The 20,611-nt window shown below is 47.0% G+C and carries 19 protein-coding genes; all 19 read right to left on the bottom strand.

What is annotated here, in order from left to right; all coding sequences use genetic code 11:
* Positions 1-19 precede the first annotated feature (19 nt).
* Positions 20-268 carry an HNH/endonuclease VII fold putative polymorphic toxin gene (locus TRNA_RS43250; RefSeq protein WP_080508521.1) on the bottom strand — a complete coding sequence of 83 codons (249 nt, stop codon included), beginning with the start codon at positions 266-268 and terminating at the stop codon, positions 20-22.
* The gene (locus TRNA_RS31065) at positions 265-792 is read right to left on the bottom strand and encodes a pre-toxin TG domain-containing protein (protein WP_003181977.1); all 528 of its coding nucleotides are present in this window, start codon (positions 790-792) and stop codon (positions 265-267) included. The genes TRNA_RS43250 and TRNA_RS31065 overlap by 4 nt, the downstream gene beginning before the upstream one ends.
* 181 nt (positions 793-973) lie before the next feature.
* Positions 974-1,255 (bottom strand): putative quinol monooxygenase, encoded by a 282-nt coding sequence (locus TRNA_RS31060; RefSeq protein ID WP_003181975.1) that lies wholly within the window; start codon positions 1,253-1,255, stop codon positions 974-976.
* Positions 1,256-1,588: 333 nt separating this feature from the next.
* Positions 1,589-3,499: a DNA mismatch repair endonuclease MutL gene (mutL, locus tag TRNA_RS31055; protein WP_003181972.1), complete on the bottom strand. Its 1,911-nt coding sequence runs from the start codon at positions 3,497-3,499 to the stop codon at positions 1,589-1,591.
* A gap of 17 nt (positions 3,500-3,516) precedes the next feature.
* Positions 3,517-6,126: a DNA mismatch repair protein MutS gene (mutS, locus tag TRNA_RS31050; protein WP_011197985.1), complete on the bottom strand. Its 2,610-nt coding sequence runs from the start codon at positions 6,124-6,126 to the stop codon at positions 3,517-3,519.
* A gap of 110 nt (positions 6,127-6,236) precedes the next feature.
* Positions 6,237-6,785 (bottom strand): outer spore coat protein CotE, encoded by a 549-nt coding sequence (gene cotE, locus TRNA_RS31045; protein WP_003181968.1) that lies wholly within the window; start codon positions 6,783-6,785, stop codon positions 6,237-6,239.
* Positions 6,786-7,027: 242 nt separating this feature from the next.
* Complete coding sequence (locus TRNA_RS31040) at positions 7,028-7,459, bottom strand: RicAFT regulatory complex protein RicA family protein (RefSeq protein WP_003181967.1); 432 nt, start codon at positions 7,457-7,459, stop codon at positions 7,028-7,030.
* Position 7,460: 1 nt separating this feature from the next.
* Positions 7,461-8,990, bottom strand: coding sequence for a tRNA (N6-isopentenyl adenosine(37)-C2)-methylthiotransferase MiaB (gene miaB, locus TRNA_RS31035; RefSeq protein ID WP_003181965.1), 1,530 nt, complete (start codon positions 8,988-8,990; stop codon positions 7,461-7,463).
* 143 nt (positions 8,991-9,133) lie between these two features.
* A complete protein-coding gene (locus tag TRNA_RS31030) occupies positions 9,134-10,309 on the bottom strand; it encodes a glycine C-acetyltransferase (protein WP_011197984.1) in 1,176 nt (391 codons plus the stop codon).
* A 15-nt stretch (positions 10,310-10,324) separates the two neighbouring features.
* Positions 10,325-11,368 (bottom strand): L-threonine 3-dehydrogenase, encoded by a 1,044-nt coding sequence (tdh, locus tag TRNA_RS31025; protein ID WP_085959523.1) that lies wholly within the window; start codon positions 11,366-11,368, stop codon positions 10,325-10,327.
* A gap of 124 nt (positions 11,369-11,492) precedes the next feature.
* Entirely contained in the window at positions 11,493-12,413 is a 921-nt protein-coding gene (locus TRNA_RS31020; protein WP_003181957.1) for a dipeptidase, read from the bottom strand.
* Positions 12,414-12,517: 104 nt separating this feature from the next.
* The gene (spoVS, locus tag TRNA_RS31015; protein ID WP_003181955.1) at positions 12,518-12,778 is read right to left on the bottom strand and encodes a stage V sporulation protein SpoVS; all 261 of its coding nucleotides are present in this window, start codon (positions 12,776-12,778) and stop codon (positions 12,518-12,520) included.
* Between the two features lie 201 nt (positions 12,779-12,979).
* Positions 12,980-13,777, bottom strand: coding sequence for a TIGR00282 family metallophosphoesterase (locus tag TRNA_RS31010; RefSeq protein ID WP_003181930.1), 798 nt, complete (start codon positions 13,775-13,777; stop codon positions 12,980-12,982).
* Between the two features lie 86 nt (positions 13,778-13,863).
* Complete coding sequence (gene rny / locus TRNA_RS31005) at positions 13,864-15,423, bottom strand: ribonuclease Y (RefSeq protein ID WP_003181928.1); 1,560 nt, start codon at positions 15,421-15,423, stop codon at positions 13,864-13,866.
* 340 nt (positions 15,424-15,763) lie between these two features.
* A complete protein-coding gene (recA, locus tag TRNA_RS31000) occupies positions 15,764-16,810 on the bottom strand; it encodes a recombinase RecA (protein ID WP_003181926.1) in 1,047 nt (348 codons plus the stop codon).
* A gap of 167 nt (positions 16,811-16,977) precedes the next feature.
* A complete protein-coding gene (locus TRNA_RS30995) occupies positions 16,978-18,228 on the bottom strand; it encodes a competence/damage-inducible protein A (RefSeq protein WP_003181923.1) in 1,251 nt (416 codons plus the stop codon).
* A gap of 19 nt (positions 18,229-18,247) precedes the next feature.
* Positions 18,248-18,829: a CDP-diacylglycerol--glycerol-3-phosphate 3-phosphatidyltransferase gene (gene pgsA, locus TRNA_RS30990; protein WP_003181921.1), complete on the bottom strand. Its 582-nt coding sequence runs from the start codon at positions 18,827-18,829 to the stop codon at positions 18,248-18,250.
* 66 nt (positions 18,830-18,895) lie between these two features.
* Positions 18,896-19,798 carry a helix-turn-helix domain-containing protein gene (locus tag TRNA_RS30985; protein ID WP_003181919.1) on the bottom strand — a complete coding sequence of 301 codons (903 nt, stop codon included), beginning with the start codon at positions 19,796-19,798 and terminating at the stop codon, positions 18,896-18,898.
* Between the two features lie 17 nt (positions 19,799-19,815).
* Positions 19,816-20,607, bottom strand: a complete 792-nt coding sequence (locus TRNA_RS30980; protein WP_003181917.1) for a YmfK family protein — start codon at positions 20,605-20,607, stop codon at positions 19,816-19,818.
* Positions 20,608-20,611: the final 4 nt, after the last annotated feature.

The following is a 20,611-nucleotide window of genomic DNA, read 5'->3' as shown; positions in this document are numbered from 1 at the left end:
GACATAACTTCCTCACCTTTTATTTATAGTATATATGGTGGTCTCCATTAGGACCGTATATATTAGTATATCTCTCTTTCTTAAAGTCATAGTTGAATTGATTTGCCTCTTTGTCAGGCTTACCTGCATGTGCGTGTAATCTGTTATCGTTAGTATGGGTAACAACCACTCTTAATCCTTCAGGAGTTTCGTACTCATAGTAACGTCCATGATGGGTTGGATTTGAACTATATTTATAGTTTTTATAGTCTACACCCTTCTTAGTTATATCATCGCCAACCTGCCATTGACGTGTAGGTTGTTGCCAGCTAAGTCTTTTGCCTGATTGAGAGCTTGTTTTCTATTAATTTTAGGCGTAGCATTAGCACTTCTCTCGGCATTCGAAACCCTTTTCGCCGTCTTCGCACCTTTAGTGGCTTTGAAAGCATATTTCCCTACCTTGACTACTTTAGTAGCGGGTATGACAGAAACACCGGACAGGATACGGTCAGTGACGGTTAGTTTTTCACCAGTCACAGGGTCAACACCTGTTATCGCTCTATAACCATCATAACCACCGGACAATTCCCCAACTGTGTCTTTAGCCCAATCAAGAGCTTTTTCAATGTTGCTTTTCTTCACTCTGCTTTCCGGTATGCGACTGACAAGTTCGTATTTCACTTCACCGCCGGATATGTATTTTCGGACAATTTGACCGTTTGAATAAAGCATGTACGAACCGCCGATGAAGTCCTTGCCTGTACCGATTTCATCGGTGACATCGACAGAACCGAGCTTTTTGTATCCCTTCATATCATGCAGTGAATCAAATCATTACAGTACCTCGGACAAAAAAATTTTCTAATCACTGCTATGAATAATCTGATGATTTCTAAATGAAAATGATGACTGTTGGCAGCGTTGGACAACAATCCTCCAACAATTTTCCACTCGATTACGGGGGTTAATTTTTCGTCATTGAATGTTTCGCGCTTTAATCATTCACATTGCTTTTGATTAACCATTCTACTTCTGTTAATTGTTGATTTTGAACATCTTTTGTGTGTTTTTTCGTGAAATGGGCTTTAACAGCTTCTTCGTTTTCCCAAATCTCCCAGAGCATTATTTTGCGCTCCGACGGTTCAAGCGGATAAGCATGGAATTGAATACACCCTTCTTCTTTGTTCGTTTTTTCCTCAAGTGTTTTGAATTCCTTCATTATTTCATTAAGGTCTTTATCGCTGATGATGTTTAAGCATGCCGTTATGTAATGCATCAAAATTCCCCCTCTTCAAGTCATTTCGTGGCTTTTCATTATAACATTTTCTAGAAAAATGAAAACAGCTGCGAAATCTGACTAATGGTTGCCTATGAGACCTGATCTCAAAGAGAAGCCCTCTTTTGGTTATCCAAATTTTCTTAGAATTATAGCTTACAATCATCCATAAAACAGAATACCCGGACGATATACGTGCCGCTTCCTAATTGTCTTCTTACAGACGGCAAGATTTAAAGCAGGCCGTCTAGTGTTAATGCGGTCAAAATGTGGTCAATAAAATCAAAATCGCCCACAGCCATTGATATACCAAAGGTTGTGAGCGATTAAAAATTACATTACCCGCTTAAACATCTTCTCCATCTCATAGGTGGAGTAGTGGATGATGATCGGCCGGCCGTGCGGGCATGTGAAAGGGTCGGATGTTCTGCGCAGCTCATCGAGCAGGGCGGTGATTTCGTCGTCCCGCAGGTGATGATTGGCTTTGATGGAGCCTTTGCAGCTCATCATGATTGCGGCTTCTTCGCGCAGTTTTTTGATGTCGATCGTGCGGTCATCAAGGACCTGCTGAATGATGTCTTCAATGATCGTCGTTTCTTCCCCTTTCGGAAACCATGTCGGGTGGCATCGGACGATATAGCTGCCGGCGCCGAACGATTCGAGAAAGACGCCGACTTTGGCTAAATCGTCCAAGTGCTGGTCGATCGTCAGCGCTTCATTTTTTGAATAATGGAATGTCAGCGGCACAAGCAGGTCCTGGACTTCCGATTCGACTTCCCCGACTTTTTCACGGAAATATTCGTATTTGATCCGCTCCTGTGCGGCGTGCTGATCGATGATGTACAGCCCGTTTTCATTTTGGGCAAGTATGTAGGTGCCGTGCATTTGGCCGATCGGATACATGATCGGCACCCTTTCTTTTGGCGTCTCTTCGTCCTGGACGTTCTCTCCTGCCTGTTCCGGTTCTGCTTGTACGGCCGGCGCGGCTTCAGGCGTATACTCTTCAGCTCCGGGCCATTCAGGCTCGGTGTCCTGCATTACGTTTTCTTCGCGCTCTACGGGAGCGGAAGGCGGCGGGTCTTTGACAAGCGAGCTTAATTTCATCGCCGAAAACGAAGGCTCCGGCTTATACTCTCTTTCAACATCAGAATCAGAAAGAGGTGCCGGTTCTCGTACCTGGTCGAAATCAAGCTTTTGCTGCTCTGGTTTATTGATCAGAGGTGCGGTTTTTTTCGGGACCTGCACGCTTGGAATGAGCTGCTGCTGTTTAAAGACGTCTTTGATGGCGTCGCGAATCAGCTCGTGAAGCTCCGTCTCTTTGCTCAGCCTGACCTCCAGCTTTGACGGGTGCACGTTGACGTCCACAAGGAGCGGGTCCATGTTGATTTCAATGAACGTGATCGGATGGCGGCCGATCGGAAGAAGCGTATGGTAGCCCTCGTGGATCGCTTTTACGAGCGGGAAGTTTTTAATGTATCTGCCGTTGACGACAGATGACATGTAATTTCGCGAGGCGCGCGTAATTTCAGGAAGAGCGATATAGCCCTTCACTTCAAAGTCAAGAGATCTCGCTTCAAGCGGGAGCATTTTTTTGGCAACCGCCGTGCCGTAAATCGCCGCAAGCACGTGGCGGACATCGCCGTTTCCGTTTGTCTGCAGAAGCGTTTTCCCTTGATGACGCAGCCTGATCGAAACTTCCGGATGGGCAAGGGCGATTCTGTTGACCACATCTGTGATGTTGCCAAGCTCGGTATGAATCGTTTTCATGTATTTCAGCCTTGCCGGCGTATTGAAAAACAGGTTGGTAACCGTAATTTCGGTTCCTCTGCGGCTTGGCGCTTTTTGCTCGGAAATGATTCTTCCCCCCTGCAGCGTCAAATGGGTGCCTGCCCCTTCTCCGGTGCTCGTTTTAATGCTTAAGTGTGAGACAGACGCGATACTTGGCAAAGCTTCTCCGCGAAATCCGAGCGTTCTGACGCGAAACAGGTCGTTTTCGTCTTTGATTTTGCTTGTGGCATGACGCAAAAAAGCCGTTCTGCAGTCTTCTGCGTCCATCCCTTCGCCGTCGTCAAGCACTTTAATCGAGGCGAGACCCGCTTCTTCAACATCGATTTCAATCACGGAGCTGTTCGCATCGATTGCATTTTCGACAAGCTCTTTGACGACCGACGCCGGCCTTTCCACTACTTCACCCGCCGCGATTTTATTCGATAAATCGTCAGGCAGCTGAACAATTTTTGCCAAGTTGGCTCACCTCTTTGTTACTTTAATTTTTTTTGCAGCCTGTACAGTTCATTCATGACTTGTATAGGCGTCATATCGAGCAGATCCATCGCTTTAAATTCGGCTAAAACAGCCTGCTCTTTTTTGGAGAGCTTCGTCTCTTTTTCTATTGGCTTGTCCGTCTCAAAAAATGACAGCTGGGCCGGTTGATCTGCAACAGTCGCCGCGGCTTCTTCCGCCGCCTCTTTTACCATATTCGGTGCCGTTGATGGAGCGGCTTCTTTTGCGCCGGATTCAAGTTCTTTCAGGATCGTTTTCGCCCTGCTGATCAAACCGTCGGGCAATTCAGCCAGCTGCGCGACATGGATACCGTAGCTTTTATCTGCTGCTCCTTCTTTTATCTGGTGAAGGAAAACGACCTTTCCTTCGTATTCTTCCGCACGAACGTGGACATTCTTCAAATCGTCCAGCTTTTCTTCAAGGGACGTCAGCTCGTGGTAGTGAGTGGAAAATAAAGTCTTCGCGCCGATGTGCTCGTGAACGTACTCGATGATCGCTTGTGCAAGCGCCATTCCGTCGTAAGTGGACGTACCCCGGCCGATTTCGTCAAATAAAATCAAGCTGTTTTTCGTCGCATGGACGATCGCGTTTTTGGCTTCAAGCATTTCCACCATAAACGTGCTCTGTCCGGATATAAGATCATCCGCTGCGCCAATTCTCGTAAAGATCTGATCAAAGATCGGCAGCACCGCTTTTTTCGCAGGAACAAAGCAGCCGATCTGCGCCAAAATGGAGATCAGCGCCATCTGTCTCATATACGTGCTTTTCCCGGACATATTCGGCCCGGTGATTAAAAGCATCTGCCTGCCTTTGCCCATTTCACAGCTGTTCGGAACGTAAGACTGGCTGTCCATCACCTTTTCTACGACCGGATGCCGTCCGTCGATCACCTGAACGACATCATCGGAAAACTCCGGCTTAACATAGTGCCGGTTTTCGCTGATCGTCGCAAAACATTGGAGCACATCAAGCTCGCTCATCATTTTTGCCAGCTGCTGCAAGCGCGGGATATATTCCTTCACCTTGCTGCGAAGCTCGGAAAACAGCTCATACTCCAGCTCGCAAATATTGTTTTCCGCTTCGAGAATCAGGGCTTCTTTTTCTTTCAGCTCCGGCGTGATGTAGCGTTCTGCATTGGTCAGCGTCTGCTTCCGTTCATAGCGGCCTTCTTCAAGCAGATGGATGTTCGCTTTCGTCACTTCAATATAATAGCCGAACACCTTGTTAAAGCCGACTTTTAAAGAGCGGATTCCCGTGTACTCGCGTTCCTGCTGCTCAAGCCTTGCGATCCAGTCTTTTCCGTTCTTGCTTGCGTCCCTGTATTCATCCAGTTTCGCGTGGTAGCCGTCTTTGATTAAGTTCCCCTCTTTTAATGAAAGAGGCGGATTCTCGTATAGCGCGTCTTCCAAAAGATTCAAAAGATCGCCGCACGGATCGATTTTCTCGGCGCGCGCTTTTGCTTTCGGATGGTCGAGGGAGCCGACAAGCTGTTTGATGGCCGGGACTTGTTTCAGCGATTCCTTCAGCTGGATCAAATCTCTGGCGTTGACGTTGCCGTATGCGACCCTTCCGGCGAGCCGCTCGAGGTCGTATACTTCCTTCAGCCGTTCGCGCAAATCTTCCCGCTCAAACAGATGGGCGATCAGCGTTTCAACGATTTCCTGGCGCTCTTCGATCTGTCCCTTTCTGATCAGCGGCCTGTCGATCCATTGCTTTAACAGCCGCCCTCCCATGGCCGTTTTCGTTTCATCCAAAAGCCAAAGAAGCGAGCCTTTTTTGTTTTTCGAACGGATCGTTTCCGTCAGTTCAAGATTGCGTTTCGAGTACAAATCGATTTTCATCGCTTCTTCGAGCTCGTAGGCCTGAACGTTTTGAAGGTGGTCGAGGCTTCTTTTCTGCGTCCGCTTCAAGTAGACGTAAAGCCTCATAAACGTATCGACAAGCTCTTTGGACCCCAGTCCGTTCACAATGCCAGGCACTTCATCCGCTTGTTCATCCTCGAAAGAGATCGTGGCGCCGCAGCGCTCTTTCAGCATTGCGACGTCTTTCTCGTCAAGGTTGCGGCTGACGACGATTTCCCTTGCTCCGACAGAGTAAATTTCGGAAACGACATCATCAAGCCTTTCGATAGCCGTTACTAAATTCTCGCCTGTCGTCAAATCAGAAAAAGCGAGCCCGTATGTATGCTGAAATTTACTGACAGAGGCGATAAAGTTGTTTTCATTTTCATGAATCCCTTTGCCGTCCATCACGGTGCCGGGTGTGATCAGCTGCACGACTTCCCTTTTGACGACTCCTTTGGCCGATTTAGGGTCCTCCACCTGTTCACAGATCGCGACTTTATAGCCTTTTTTAATGAGCTGTTCGATATACGAAGAGCAGGAATGATAAGGAACCCCGCACATCGGAATTCTTTCGCTTGATCCTCCGTCCCTGCTCGTCAGCGTGATTTCGAGCTCCTGAGACGCCTTTTTTGCATCTTCAAAAAACATCTCATAAAAGTCGCCAAGACGAAAAAATAAAAAGGCATCCTGATACTCTGCCTTAATCTTTAAATATTGCTGTATCATAGGCGTGTAGCCTGCCATATTTAATCCCTCACTATGTATAAACGTTTCTATTGATTCCAACACTCATTATACCATAAAGATTCGTGCTGAAAAAAAAGAAACTAGGGCGGTGTTTCCCTAGCTTCCTTTTATTCTTCTGGATCTCCAACCAAAAACTCGGGATTGATATCCTCAAGTTCTTCATCAAGCTCTTCTTCCCACGCTTCTTCTTCATCGCTTTCCGTCCAATCAGAATTGACCTCAACGACGACCTTCGTCTCGCCGACGACCTCTGCTAAAAATTCTCTTTCCGCCTGTACAACCACTTTGTTTCCGTTCGGAGAAATGGTCACTTCAAGGCAGTTCGGCTGCTGAAGCACTTTCGCAATGACTTCGTGTTCATCATCTAAGTAATTTTTGTCGCGATACCGGAGCTTAATGACATCAACATAGGAAACGCGTTCTGTCACAACTTCGGTTTTGGTGTTGTCCGCATATGAATACCAGACGTTGATATCATATGTCCCTTCAATTTCCACGGTTTTTCCGATTTTTTCAGCGTCATACTTATGATTGATAATCCAACCGCCTAAAATACTGGTTGGCTTTTGCGAAGGGGAGATTGTATGAGTGGACTGGGTGAATTTCCGGCCTTTCGCGACCACCGCTTTAGTGATAATTTCCCTGTATTCAGACATTCGGTCATGCCTCCTTGTTTTTCCTCGTATTATCCTATGCTGGGCATTCGTCTAATGTGCGTTCCTTGAGAAATCAAAATAAATTCCCATATAATGAATCTGTTTAAGTGTATGCAGGTAAAAGGATAAACTTGACTTAAATCAGAAAAGAAAAAGACAGCCGAAAAACGAATCTTTTCAATAAGCCGTCGCGGCGGGAAATTGAATTCAAAAAAAACGGCGCCTTAAAAGGCGCCGCCAAATTATAGAGAACAGCTCGGTGATGAATTTTTCACTTTTGAACCGGTCTCGCCTTTCAGCAGGTCTCCCCCGGTCGATGTGATGATCTCGTTTGTCACTTGGTTTGATATTGTATGCGCGACAAGCTGAAGAAGGTCGTTGACTTCCATTTGGGAGTCTCTGAACTCTTGAATGATCGGAATCTCGTCAAGCTCTTCCTGAAGCGCGTCAATCTTTGCTTCCGTTTGTTTAAGCGCTTCGTGCTTTTCGTAATGTTTAAAGTTGACGGCTTGCTTTTGCAGGGCTTTGATTTGGTTGATTATGCCCGTTATTTTGGCATTCTCATTAATCTGTGCCTCCGCTTTTTTGAAAAAGTCGACTTCTTCCGTTTCTGCAATCATTTTTGCGAGCTCCCGCGCTTTTGCAACAATCTCTTTTTTCGTATAAAGCGTCACTTTACTTCACCTCGATTGCTTCTCCTACCATTTCCCCGTCAAGCGACCAAGTTTTCGCCTGGTGGATTTTCACGTTGACAAGCTGGCCGATCGCTTCTTTTGGTCCTTTGAAGTTGACAAGCTTGTTTTTCCGTGTATAGCCGGCAAGGATATCAGGGTTGTTTTTACTTTCACCCTCTACTAACACTTCGACAACCTGCCCCTCATATTCCTTCATTTTCTTCGCGGAAATTTCGTTGACCACTTCATTTAACCGCTGAAGCCGTTCTTTTTTCACGCGCATCGGAACATTGTCTTTCATTTTGGCAGCAGGCGTTCCTTCGCGAGGCGAGTAGATGAACGTATAGGCGCTGTCAAATTCAACCTCTCTGTATAAAGAGAGCGTTTCTTCAAATTGCTCGTCTGTTTCGTTCGGGAAGCCGACGATAATGTCCGTTGTTAAGGATGCGTTCGGCATCGCTTTTTTAATTTTGGCGACAAGCTCAAGATAGCGCTCCCGGTCGTATTTGCGCGCCATCAGTTTCAAGACATCCGAGCTTCCGGACTGGACAGGCAGATGGATGTGGTCCAGAAGGTTTCCGCCTTTTGCGAGCACCTCGATCAGATGGTCGTCAAAATCGCGCGGATGGCTTGTCGTGAAGCGGATTCGCGGAATGTCGATTTTGCGGAGTTCATCCATCAAGTGGCCGAGTCCGTATTCCATATCCTCAAAATCTTTGCCGTAGGCGTTGACGTTCTGTCCGAGAAGCGTGATTTCTTTGTAGCCTTCAGCCGCAAGCCTTCTCACTTCCTGGATGATGTCTTCAGGACGTCTGCTTCGTTCTTTTCCTCTTGTGTACGGCACGATGCAGTACGTACAGAACTTGTCGCAGCCGTACATGATGTTGACCCAGCCTTTAATTTTGCCGGTGCGGACTTTCGGAAGGTTTTCAATGACATCGCCTTCTTTAGACCACACTTCGATGACCATTTCTTTTGACAGATAAGCCTCTGACAAAAGTTCGGGCAAGCGGTGGATATTGTGTGTACCGAAAATCAGATCGACGAACGGATGTTTCTTTAAAATCCGGTTGACGACTGATTCTTCCTGGGACATACATCCGCAGACTCCGAGGATCAAATCCGGATTGTCTTTTTTCAAAGCTTTTAAATGGCCGATTTCGCCAAACACTTTGTTTTCCGCGTTTTCCCGGATCGCACACGTGTTGAGCAAAATGACGTTTGCATCTTCCGTCGAGTCGGTCGGTTCATAGCCGAGCGCCATGAAAATCCCTGCCATCACTTCGGTATCGTGCTCATTCATCTGGCAGCCGTACGTGCGGATGTAAAACTTCCGTCCTTCGCCCATGCCTCTGAACTGCTCTGAGATTTTAAAATCGTTATGGTATTTAACCTCTTCTTTGCCGCGTTTTTTCGCATCTTTTAATGAAGGCGGAACATAAACAGCTTCGAAGTACTTGCTGTAATCCTTCTCGGATTTTTTGTCCGATGGATTGACCTGTCCGCTTTCAATGCGCTGTTTCTCATTCATGTTTTTGATCTCCTTTCAAACAAAGCTCCACTCTTCAGTATAAAGGTTCTCGGTTGTCAGCACAACCCAGAACCCATCATTGTACACTAACTGAAAATGATTATCAATGGTTATTTGCTTTGTTCAAAAAGAAATCGATGAGTTTAAAGCAGACCCGCTTTTTTAGCGCCGGTTTGAATGATTTCAAGCGCTTTATCGAGCTCTTCTTTCGAATGCTGGGCGGTCATGATCGTTCTGATCCGCGCTTTGCCTTTCGGGACGGTCGGAAATACAATGGCCTGGGCAAATAAACCGAGCTCAAAAAGCGTGTTTGAGAAGCGGCATGCCTCAGCTTCATCACCGATCAAAATCGGCGTAATCGGCGTTTCGCTCTTAATCAGCGGAAGGCCGATTTTTTCAAGCTCTTTTTTGAAGTACGCGGTATTGTCCCAAAGCTTTTTAATCAATGAAGGTTCCTCCATCAGCACATTGACCGCTTCAATGCATGCCGCAGTGACGGCCGGCGGATGGGAAGTACTGAAGAGAAACGGTCTTCCTTTATGCTTTAAGTAGTCGATCAGCACCTTGGATCCGGCCGCATAGCCTCCTAATACGCCGATCGCCTTGCTGAGTGTGCCGACTTGAATGTGAACCTTCCCGTCCAGCCCGAAATGGTGAACCGTTCCGCGCCCGTTTTCGCCGAGAACGCCGGACGCGTGCGCGTCGTCGACCATGACAAATGCGTCATACTGTTCAGCGAGCCGGACGATTTCGGGCAGCGGCGCGATGTCTCCGTCCATCGAAAACACGCCGTCTGTAACGATAAGGCGCATTCTGTAGTTCATCGACTTTTTCAAAATCTTTTCTAAATCTTCCATGTCCGCATGCTGATATACTTTTTTGCCCGCTTTGGTGAGTCTGATGCCGTCAATGATGGAAGCATGGTTTAATTCGTCTGAGATAACAAGATCATCTTTGGTGAGAATGCTTGAAAGAATGCCTTGATTTGCGGTAAATCCGGACTGGAATACGAGTGCCGCTTCAGTGTTTTTAAATGAAGCAAGCTTCTTTTCGAGCTCATCATGCATGGTGAATGTTCCGGCTATTGTACGGACCGATCCGGTTCCAGCTCCGTACCGTTTGACCGCCTCTTCGGCCGCTTTTTGGAGGCGCGGATGAGACGTCAGCCCGAGATAGTTATTGGATGAAAGCTGTATAATGTCTTTTCCTTTCATTTTGACGGTTGATCCTTGCATTGATTCGATGATCGGCAGCTCTTGAAAAGTTCCGTTTTCTTTCATTGTATTAAGCTCGGAAGCTAAAAAATTGAATTCTTTCATATTAATCTCTCCTTTCTACGGTATCAGTACGACTTTGCCGCATTGCCCTTTTCTCATCAGTTCAAAGCCTTTTTCAAACTCTTCCATCGGGAAACGGTGAGTGATGACAGGCTTGATTTGAATCGTGCCGGATTGGAGGAGACCGCTGACCTGTCTCCACGTTTCAAACATTTTGCGGCCGGTAATTCCTTGGACCGTCAATCCTTTAAAGACGATATCATTTGTCATGTCGATGCATACGGGATGCTCAGGCAAGCTTAAGACATGAACCCGTCCTCCGTTTGCCGCCATTTTTAAACTTTGGCGGATTGCCGTCGGATGGCCTGACATTTCGCAAACCAAGTCCGCCCCTTCACCATTTGTTAAAGCGCTTACATTTTTGAGCGGATCTTCTTTTTCAACGGAGATGATATCGGTTGCCCCCATTTGCAATGCAAGGTCGAGCCTGTATTCATTTTTATCGATGGCGATCACCTGCGCCGCCCCAGACGCTTTTGCAACTGCCACGGCCATCAGTCCGATCGGTCCGCAGCCGACGACAGCGACTTTCACTCCAGCCGTCATTCCCGTCAGAACCGTATGCACGGCATTTCCGAGCGGTTCTTGAATAGAAGCGAGATCCTCAGGCATGCCGGCCGGGTTTTTCCAAATGTTTGCGGCGGGCATTTTGACATATTCAGCAAAACAGCCGTCTGTATCGACACCGAGAATCAGCGTTTTTTTGCAGACATGCTCTTTTCCGGTCAAACACGGCAGGCACTTTCCGCAAACGATGTGCGTTTCTGCCGAAACATACTCCCCTTCTTTTACCGTAGTCACATTTTCCCCCACTTGAACAACTTCGCCGGAAAATTCGTGGCCGAACACATAAGGCGGTTTAACCCTGCTTTTCGCCCATTCATCCCAATTATAAATATGGACATCGGTTCCGCAAATCGATGCGGCTTTGACTTTGATCAGGACCTCGTGTTTGTCGATCTTCGGAATCGGGACGAGCTCGAAGCTGGCGCCCGGCTCCCCCGGCTTCTTGATAAGCGCTTTCATATTTCCGTCCAAGATGAACAGACCCCCTTTGTAAAATCGCTTTACAAAAGGATTGTAGCACGATAATCAGTCTTGGTAAACACCAGTGTCCTTCTGGAGAAAACAGATGAACACCCTCTGAAAAATGTATGATATTTTTTTAAAATGGGATGCGGCTGATGAAATTTTGAAAGAGAAATCCGTCGACTTGACTTGGTGTATATGAGCGCTGCAGCGCTTCGATCAGATTCCCGTAATCTTTGTGGGCTTCAAGATTCGGAATGACACGGTCGATGCCGTCAAAATCAGACCCGAATCCGATATGCCGCTCGCCTCCTAAAGAGCAGACATGGTCAATATGCGAGAGGATATCTTTGATCACAGGCGTTTTTCCGTTTCTCACGAATTCAGGGACAAATGTCAAGCCGATGACGCCGTTCTTATCAATAAGCGCTTTGATTTGATCGTCTTTTAAATTTCTCGGATGAGGGCAAAGGCTGCGGGCATTCGAATGAGAGGCGATCGGATACGCCGCCGTTTCAATCGCACCCCAAAAGCTTTTTTCGGATAAATGGGAGAGATCTGTCCATGCCCGGTTTTTGTTCGCCTTGCGAATCAGTCTTTCCCCGTAAGAAGTCAAGCCGGCGTTTCTTTCTTCTAAAGCGCCGTCTGCGAACGTATTGGCCCAGTTCCATGTCAGGCCGAAACTTCTGACTCCGAGCTGAAAAAAGATGTCAAACAGCCTTAAGTTTTTTGCGATCGGCTCACAGCCTTCCATCGTTAAAATGATGCCGGTTTCATCGCTTTTGAGCTTGTCGATATCGGCTTTATTTTTGATCAGTTTGATCCGCTTGTACTTTGCAATTTTTTCGTGAAACAGCTGGATCTGCATAAGCGCCATTTCAAGCCTTATTGTGTCTGGCACGGTTTCAGGCAGAAAAATCGCCAGACACTGCACTTTCGCCTTTCCGTTTAAAAGCGCTTGGACCGGCGTTTGAAGCGACGGGTCGCTGTATTCATTGAGCTTCGGATTTTTCCAGAGCTTCAGCAGCAAATCAGAGTGGGCATCAAAAATCTTCATGTTGATCCTCTCCCGGCTGATTTTTCAAAAACGGACAAACCAAAAACAACCCGCTTACGTAAAAGTAAGCAGGTTGAAGCATTTGAAAAAGAGTGATCTTTCTATCAGCGAGGCTCTACGATTAGCTTAATCGCTGTTCGTTCTTCACCGTCAATTTGAATGTCCGTAAACGCCGGAATGCAAATCAGATCGACTCCGCTCGGCGCTACAAATCCCCGTGCAATCGCTACCGCTTTAACAGCCTGATTTAATGCCCCAGCTCCGATTGCTTGAATTTCTGCAGCCCCTCGTTCCCTCAAGACTCCTGCGAGCGCACCTGCGACCGAGTTTGGATTTGATTTTGCTGAAACCTTTAATATTTCCATTCCTGCTCCCCCTTAAGTTTACAATGGATAAGTGAGTGTTCATTAGAACAATCATTATTAGATGTTGCTATTTTCAAAGCCATCCCCTTTTAATTGCTTTTCAAAAATAGCAGGGTACCTTCCATTTTTACTATATTCACGATAGGACCGGGATATTCCTGCTTTCCTTTTAATATTTTTCTAAAATGATTTTCTGTTTAGTTATTCAAAAAACATGTGGTCGTCATTAATTAATATCCGGTCAATTTTAACGGCTTTCTTGCTCTGTTCGTCGATGTCGATGACAACTCCGCTCAGAGTTGTGCGGCCTTCGGCAATCTCAAAACGGACGGGCAGGCTCGTTTTAAAACGCTTGATAATCGTCTCGCGGTCGACGCCGAGAATACCGTCGTAAGGCCCAGTCATCCCCACGTCTGTTATATATGCCGTGCCTTTCGGAAGAATGCGGTTGTCCGCTGTCTGAACATGCGTGTGCGTTCCGACAACCGCTGAAACGCGGCCGTCCGTATACCAGCCGATCGCCTGCTTTTCGCTTGTCGCTTCGGCATGAAAATCGATAAAGATGAACGGCGTTCTTTTTGACGCTTCTTCTATTAATTCATCAGCTTTTCGAAATGGGCAATCGATCGCAGGCAGAAAAGTGCGGCCTTGCAAATTGATCACAGCCAGTTCCTTCGAACCGTTTGTTTTTATGTATGTGATGCCTTTTCCAGGCGTGCCCTCGGGAAAATTGGCGGGTCTGACGATCTGCGGCGCATCATCAATAAAATCAAATATTTCCCTTTTATCCCATGTGTGGTTTCCCATCGTGAGAACGTCGGCTCCAGCTTGAATGAGCTGGTGATATATTTTTTCGGTAATGCCTTTTCCGTGTGCGGCGTTTTCTCCGTTGACGATGACGGCATTCGGTTTATATTTGAGCTTCAGCTTCGGCAAATAGGTTTTGATCATGTCTCTGCCGGGCGAACCGACGACATCTCCAATAAATAAAATTCTCATAATTTGACCCTTTCTTTTTTTAAATAGGTTTTAATTATAGTGTTACACAAGGAAACAAAAAAATAAAGTGGCGCATTCGCACCACTTTATTTTGCGTATTCAACGGCTCTCGTTTCCCTGATTACGGTTACCTTGATGTGTCCAGGGTAGTCAAGCTCGTCCTCAATTCGTTTTCGAATATCACGCGCCAAACGATGGGCTTCAAGATCATTGATTGAGTCAGGTTTGACCATGATCCGCACCTCTCGTCCCGCTTGTATCGCGAATGATTTTTCAACACCTTCGTATGATTCGGAGATTTCTTCCAGTTTTTCAAGCCTGCGAATATAGTTTTCGAGCGTTTCGCTTCTTGCGCCTGGTCTTGCGGCAGACAGCGCATCGGCTGCGGCCACGAGCACGGCGATGATGGAAGTCGGCTCCTGATCTCCGTGGTGAGATGCGATACTGTTGATGACAACTGGATGCTCTTTATACTTGGTGGCCAGTTCCACACCGATTTCAACGTGGCTTCCTTCCACCTCATGGTCAATCGCTTTCCCGATATCATGAAGAAGTCCTGCCCTTTTTGCGAGCGTTACGTCTTCTCCGAGCTCTGAAGCCATCAAGCCTGTCAGAAACGCCACTTCCATTGAATGTTTCAGTACATTCTGTCCGTAGCTCGTTCTGAACTTCAAGCGGCCGAGGATTTTGATTAAATCGGGATGAAGACCGTGAACTCCAACTTCAAACGTCGTCTGTTCACCCATTTCGCGGATGTAATCATCCACTTCACGGCGGGATTTCTCAACCATTTCTTCGATTCTGGCAGGATGAATGCGGCCATCCTGAACGAGTTTATCAAGAGCGATCCTGGCTGTTTCACGCCTGATCGGATCAAATCCTGAAAGGATAACGGCTTCCGGCGTATCGTCGATGATCAGATCGATCCCCGTCAATGTTTCCAATGTACGGATATTACGTCCTTCACGTCCGATAATGCGGCCTTTCATCTCATCATTTGGAAGGTTGACAACTGAAACCGTTGTCTCGGCCACATGATCTGCCGCACAGCGCTGTAAAGCCAATGAAAGAATATTTTTCGCCTTTTTATCAGCCTCTTCTTTCGCTCGATTTTCACTTTCTTTCATCATGATCGCGATGTCATGGGAAAGCTCGTTTTCAACCCGTTCCAGAATGATTTGCTTCGCTTCATCTCGCGTCAGACTTGAAATACGCTCCAACTCTGACTGCTGCATACGAATCATTTCATCCACTTTGCTTTCCATCTCTTCAATATGTTGTTGTCGTTCATTCAGAGAATGATCTTTCTTCTCCAACATCGCTTCCCGTTTATCTAATGATTCATCTTTTCGGTCAAGGTTCTCTTCCTTTTGAAGTAAACGGTTTTCTTGTTTTTGAAGCTCATTTCGTCTTTCACGAACTTCTTGTTCAGCTTCTATCCGAAGCGTATGAATCTCGTCCTTTGCTTCAAGAAGGGCTTCTTTTTTCAACGCTTCAGCATCCCGCTTTGCGTCTCCAAGAATTTGTTCGGCTGCATTTCGCGCACCTGAAATTTTTGCTTCGGCAATGATTTTACGAACATAGTAGCCAACAACTAAACAGAATAGGCTCAGCAAAATGGAGATGAGAATTGCTAAAGGACTCATAACTTTCACCTCCTCTTGCTATGAACTTGTCTTGCTAAAAGTAAGTGTCGGCATGTACATTGTACTTCTTCTCAACATACAGAACCTTCACAGGGAGTGAAGCGGATTCACAGCCCTTGTCAAGTTTAAATGTTTATCAATCATGTTAAGAAAAACAAGTGATACAATTTCATTGTAATTGTGTGGGAAATACTTGTCAAGCTTACGGTCTTAACGTTTCTGGATTAAACGCCTTTCAAACTGCCCTCATGAAGAGGATGGATGGAAGAGAAGCGCCTGAAAGCGAAGAATAAAGTAAAAGGCTGCCGATCGGGCCGGCAGCCTTTCACACGTTTCATGATTAAAACTCGAGTTCTTCCTGAGCTTGGGCCTCGTCTTCCTGTGCAGGAGCAGCGCCTCCAGTATCCAAACCGTAGTGCTCCCGGATCTGCTCTTGAATCATCAAAAGGATATCCTTGTTTTCTTTCAGGAACTGTTTGGCGTTTTCACGGCCTTGTCCAAGGCGTTCCTCCTGATAAGAGTACCATGCACCGCTCTTTTGAACGATGTCAAGCTCTGTTCCGAGGTCGATGATTTCCCCTTCTTTTGAAATTCCTTCCCCGTACATAATGTCCACTTCGGCTGTCCGGAATGGAGGTGCCACTTTGTTTTTCACGACTTTGATTTTCGTCTTGTTCCCCATGACGTCGTTGCCTTGTTTCAGCTGCTCTGCGCGGCGCACTTCAAGGCGGACAGAAGAGTAGAATTTCAGCGCTCTTCCGCCTGGCGTCGTCTCAGGATTTCCAAACATGACACCGACTTTTTCACGAATCTGGTTGATAAAGATCGCGATGGTCTTCGATTTATTGATCGCTCCGGAAAGCTTGCGAAGCGCCTGAGACATCAGTCTGGCCTGCAAACCGACGTGGGAATCCCCCATATCTCCTTCGATTTCAGCTTTCGGCACAAGCGCTGCTACAGAGTCGATGACAACGATATCCACCGCTCCGCTTCTGACAAGGGCTTCAGCGATTTCGAGCGCCTGCTCGCCCGTATCAGGCTGTGACAGCAAAAGCTCATCAATGTTGACGCCCAGCTTTTGTGCATAGACGGGATCAAGCGCGTGTTCGGCGTCGATGAACGCCGCTTGTCCGCCCTGCTGCTGAACTTCGGCAATCGCATGAAGCGCCACCGTCGTTTTACCGGAGCTTTCAGGCCCGTATACTTCAATAATCCGGCCGCGCGGGTATCCGCCCACTCCAAGAGCCGCATCGAGCGCTAAAGAACCGCTCGGAACTGTTGAAATTCTCGTTTCAGTTTGTTCGCCGAGTTTCATAATCGAACCTTTACCAAACTGCTTTTCTATTTGTTTAAGCGCCATATCTAAGGCTGCCTGACGATCACTCATTCTATTTTCCTCCTTTATCACTTCCGCTATATCTACTATACCTTGTTTATGCGGATTTGCCAAGAAAAAAGCGAACGCATATTCGATTTTTTTAAGAGGAAAAATCGATCTCCTAAAATGGAATGGCCTTTTTCGAAAGAAAGATATTCCGAAAATCCGGTTTCCGCTTATTTTTCCATCATTTTCAGCAACAGATGGCAGCCGTATTTGGCAGAACGCTTCCGCACCGCAGACCTGGATCCGGCGAACTGAAATTCGAACGCTTCCTCAGCCTGGTCCTTCACGGAGATGCCGATAAACACCTTTCCAGCCGGATGGCCTTCTTGCGTATTCGGCCCGGCTACTCCAGTGAAGCTGATGCCGATATCGCTTCCTGTCTTGACTCTGATGCCTGCGGCGAGCTCTTTAGCGCATTGCGCGCTGACCGCACCATAGCGCTGCAGCGTGTCTTCCGAAACGCCGGCCGCTGACACTTTCAATTCGTTTGTGTAGCAGACGGCGCCGCCTTTGAAATATTCGGAAGCGCCGCTCATTTCCGTCAGCCAGCTGGAAAAAAGCCCGCCTGTAAAGCTTTCCGCAGCAGCCAGAGTCATACCCTTGCTCCGGCATGCTTTCGCAAGCTCTTCTGCGAGGGATGTATCATCATACCCGTAAAAGAATTCTCCGACCCGCTCCAAAATGCGGTCTTCCGTTTCTTTTAACAAGCGGTTTGTCTCCTCCGGATCCGCATGCTTTGCCGTAAGCCTGAGCGTGACTTCCCCGTCTGCCGCAAGCGGAGCGATTGTCGGATTAGTCTGCGCATCGATGAGATCTTCCAAATCGGTTTCAAGCTGGGATTCACCGATGCCGAAGAAGCGCAGCACCCTTGACACGATCTTTTCCCTCGAGCCGAGCTTTTCCAAAATCAGCGGCTTCGCTTCGTTTTCAAACATCGGCTCCAGCTCTTTCGGAGGTCCCGGCAGAAGCATATAAAAGCGCGATTCATGCTCAAGCAGCATTCCCGGAGCCATCCCAAAGCGGTTCGGCAGAACATCGGATCCTTCGAGGATCAGCGCCTGTTTGCGGTTGTTCGGCGACATCTCCCGGTTCGTTTTTTTGAAGTAATCCTGAATCGATTCGAAGGCTTCATCGTCGAGCTTAAGAGGGCGCCCGACAACTTCGGCGATCGTTTCTTTTGTCAGATCGTCTTTCGTCGGTCCGAGGCCTCCCGAAAAAATGATGAAGTCAGACCTTTGCTGCGCTGTCTGAATGACTTGTTTAAGGCGCTCCGGATTGTCTCCCACCGCCGTGTGATAAAAGACGTTAATGCCGATTTCGGCCAAATGCCTGCTGATAAACTGAGCATTTGTATTAACGATTTGTCCGAGCAGAAGCTCAGAGCCGACAGCGATAATTTCCGCTTTTCTTTCCAACTTCATTGTTTCCACTTCCCTACGTTTAGTTCGATGTTTTTAAAGCATCCCAGTTTTTAGCGAAATAATCCCAGCCGGATACGACTGTGAAAAAGACAGCCACCCATAAAGCAAGAGAGCCGAACGGGAAGGATACAAGCTCAAATGGGAGATTGTGAAGCAAAAGGGCAGAGATCGCGATGATCTGGGCCCATGTTTTCACTTTTCCAAGCATGTTGGCTGCGACGACTTCCCCCGTTCCCGCAAGGACGAGCCGCAGTCCCGTTACGGCAAATTCCCGGCTGATAATGACAATGGCCATCCAGGCCGGAGCAAGATGGTAATGCACCAGAATAATCAAAGCGGAAGACACGAGCAGCTTGTCTGCAAGCGGGTCAAGGAATTTCCCAAAGTTTGTTACAAGGTTCAGCTTTCTTGCATAATAGCCGTCAACCCAATCGGTGACCGAAGCGAAAATAAACAGCAGTGCGCCGATCAAATGGGTGACCGGAATCGACTCGCTGCCGAAGGAGACAGCCCCCCACTGAAACGGCACAAGCATGATGACCATAAAAACAGGAATTAATGCGATTCTAGAAAGCGTGATTTTATTCGGTAAATTAAACATAAAGGTTCCTCCATATATGTATGTTTTCCTAATGATGATGAACGCAAGAAAAAGTCATCTGTGCAATTAAGATGACTTTTCCTCCTTTTTATTTTGAATCGTTATGTTTTGTGTCATCACAGTCTTAGGATCGAGCTTGTAAGAAAGAACTTCTCCGTTGATTTTAATTTCAACGCCCGGCGCATATCCGATCCGCAAATCAATTTGCGATTGATCGGTTATATTCTTTTGAAAGGTTTCCCCTTTTTTCATCATTCCTTCTTTAAGAGAGCTTCCTTTCTCGTCGCGCACTCTGACCCATGAGTTTTCGCTTGCCTTTACTTCAAGCTCCAGCTTGTCGGATCCTGATACTTCATAGGTTGTGGAAGAGCCTTCGCTTGCGGTCGCTTTAATGGTCAGCTTGTCGTTCTCATCAGACTGCTGATCCTTTTTTTCTTTGTCGCCTTCAGCGCTGTCTTTCTGCGCATCCGTGTTCTGTTGATTTTCCTTAGTCAGCGGGGAATCTTTTGAGACGTCGTACTTGCTTTGCGATTCCTCTGTTTTAGGCCCTTCAGCCTGCTGATTCCCTCCGCCGTTTACAGCCTGAACAATGACGTAAATGATCGCGATCACAACGATAACGCCGGCTGCCACAAGCAAGGTGGGCAAAAGTTCAAGCGCTTTTGAGGCAGACTTGGGAAGCTCCCTCTGCGGCTTGATTGAAGAAAGCTTCTCAGAAACCTCATCATTGTAAGAATTAGGGATATCTTTTTTAAACTCTTCAAACAAGTGCTCCGAGTCGAGGCCGACAGCTTCGGCGTACTGCTTGATAAAAGCCCTCACATAAAATTTCCCCGGAATGATATCATAGTTTCCTTCTTCAAGGGCCGTTAAATACCTTTTTTGGATCTTTGTGGCCGCCTGAAGGTCGTCCAATGACATCCCTTTTTCCTCTCTGGCTTCTTTCAGCCGATTTCCTAGTTCAGTCACAACAAACACCTTCCATTTTAAAAATCAAAGCCGGAAAAACCTGAATGGTCAAACATCTGCGGTTCTTCAGCGTGCTCATATGTAATCACCTCATCGGGGCTGTTACGCAATTCGATGATGTAGTCAAAATCGTCCATCGTATATTCCGTATTTTGCACGAAAATGTCCGGATGCTCGACAACTTTGGTCGCCGGCAGACGCATAATCTCACTGACGAGCTGCAAATGGCGTTCAGATCCTCTTCTCGTCGACACAATGCCGTCCAAAATGAAAACATTTTCCGGACTGTACTCATCGGCAATCAGCTGGCTTCTGATCGTTTGCTTCAGCAGCGTCGAAGAAACAAAAAGCCACCTTTTGCTTGCACAGACGCTTGAAGCAACAATTGATTCCGTCTTGCCGACGCGGGGCATTCCCCTGATCCCGATCAGCTTGTGCCCGTCTTTTTTAAACAGCTCAGCCATAAAATCGACAAGCAAGCCGAGCTCGTCGCGTTCAAACCGGAACGTTTTTTTATCGTCTGCATCCCGCTGGATATAGCGGCCGTGCCTTACAGCGAGACGGTCGCGAAGCTTCGGTTCGCGGAGCTTCGTGACTTTAATCGTATCCATCGTGTTCAAAATCGATTCCAATCGCTTAATCTGATCTATATGACGGCATTTTAACAAGAGGCCTCTTCTTTGTGTATCGACGCCGTTAATGGTCACAATATTAATTGAAAGCATCCCCAATAAAGAGGATATATCTCCCAGAAGTCCGGGACGGTTGACTTGGATTTCATATTCTAAGTACCATTCGAGCTTTGCCAAATGA

The sequence above is a fragment of the Bacillus licheniformis DSM 13 = ATCC 14580 genome (assembly GCF_000011645.1).
Taxonomy (GTDB): domain Bacteria; phylum Bacillota; class Bacilli; order Bacillales; family Bacillaceae; genus Bacillus; species Bacillus licheniformis.
Note: the sequence above shows the minus strand (reverse complement) of the source record. Positions and strands in the feature narration are given on the sequence as shown.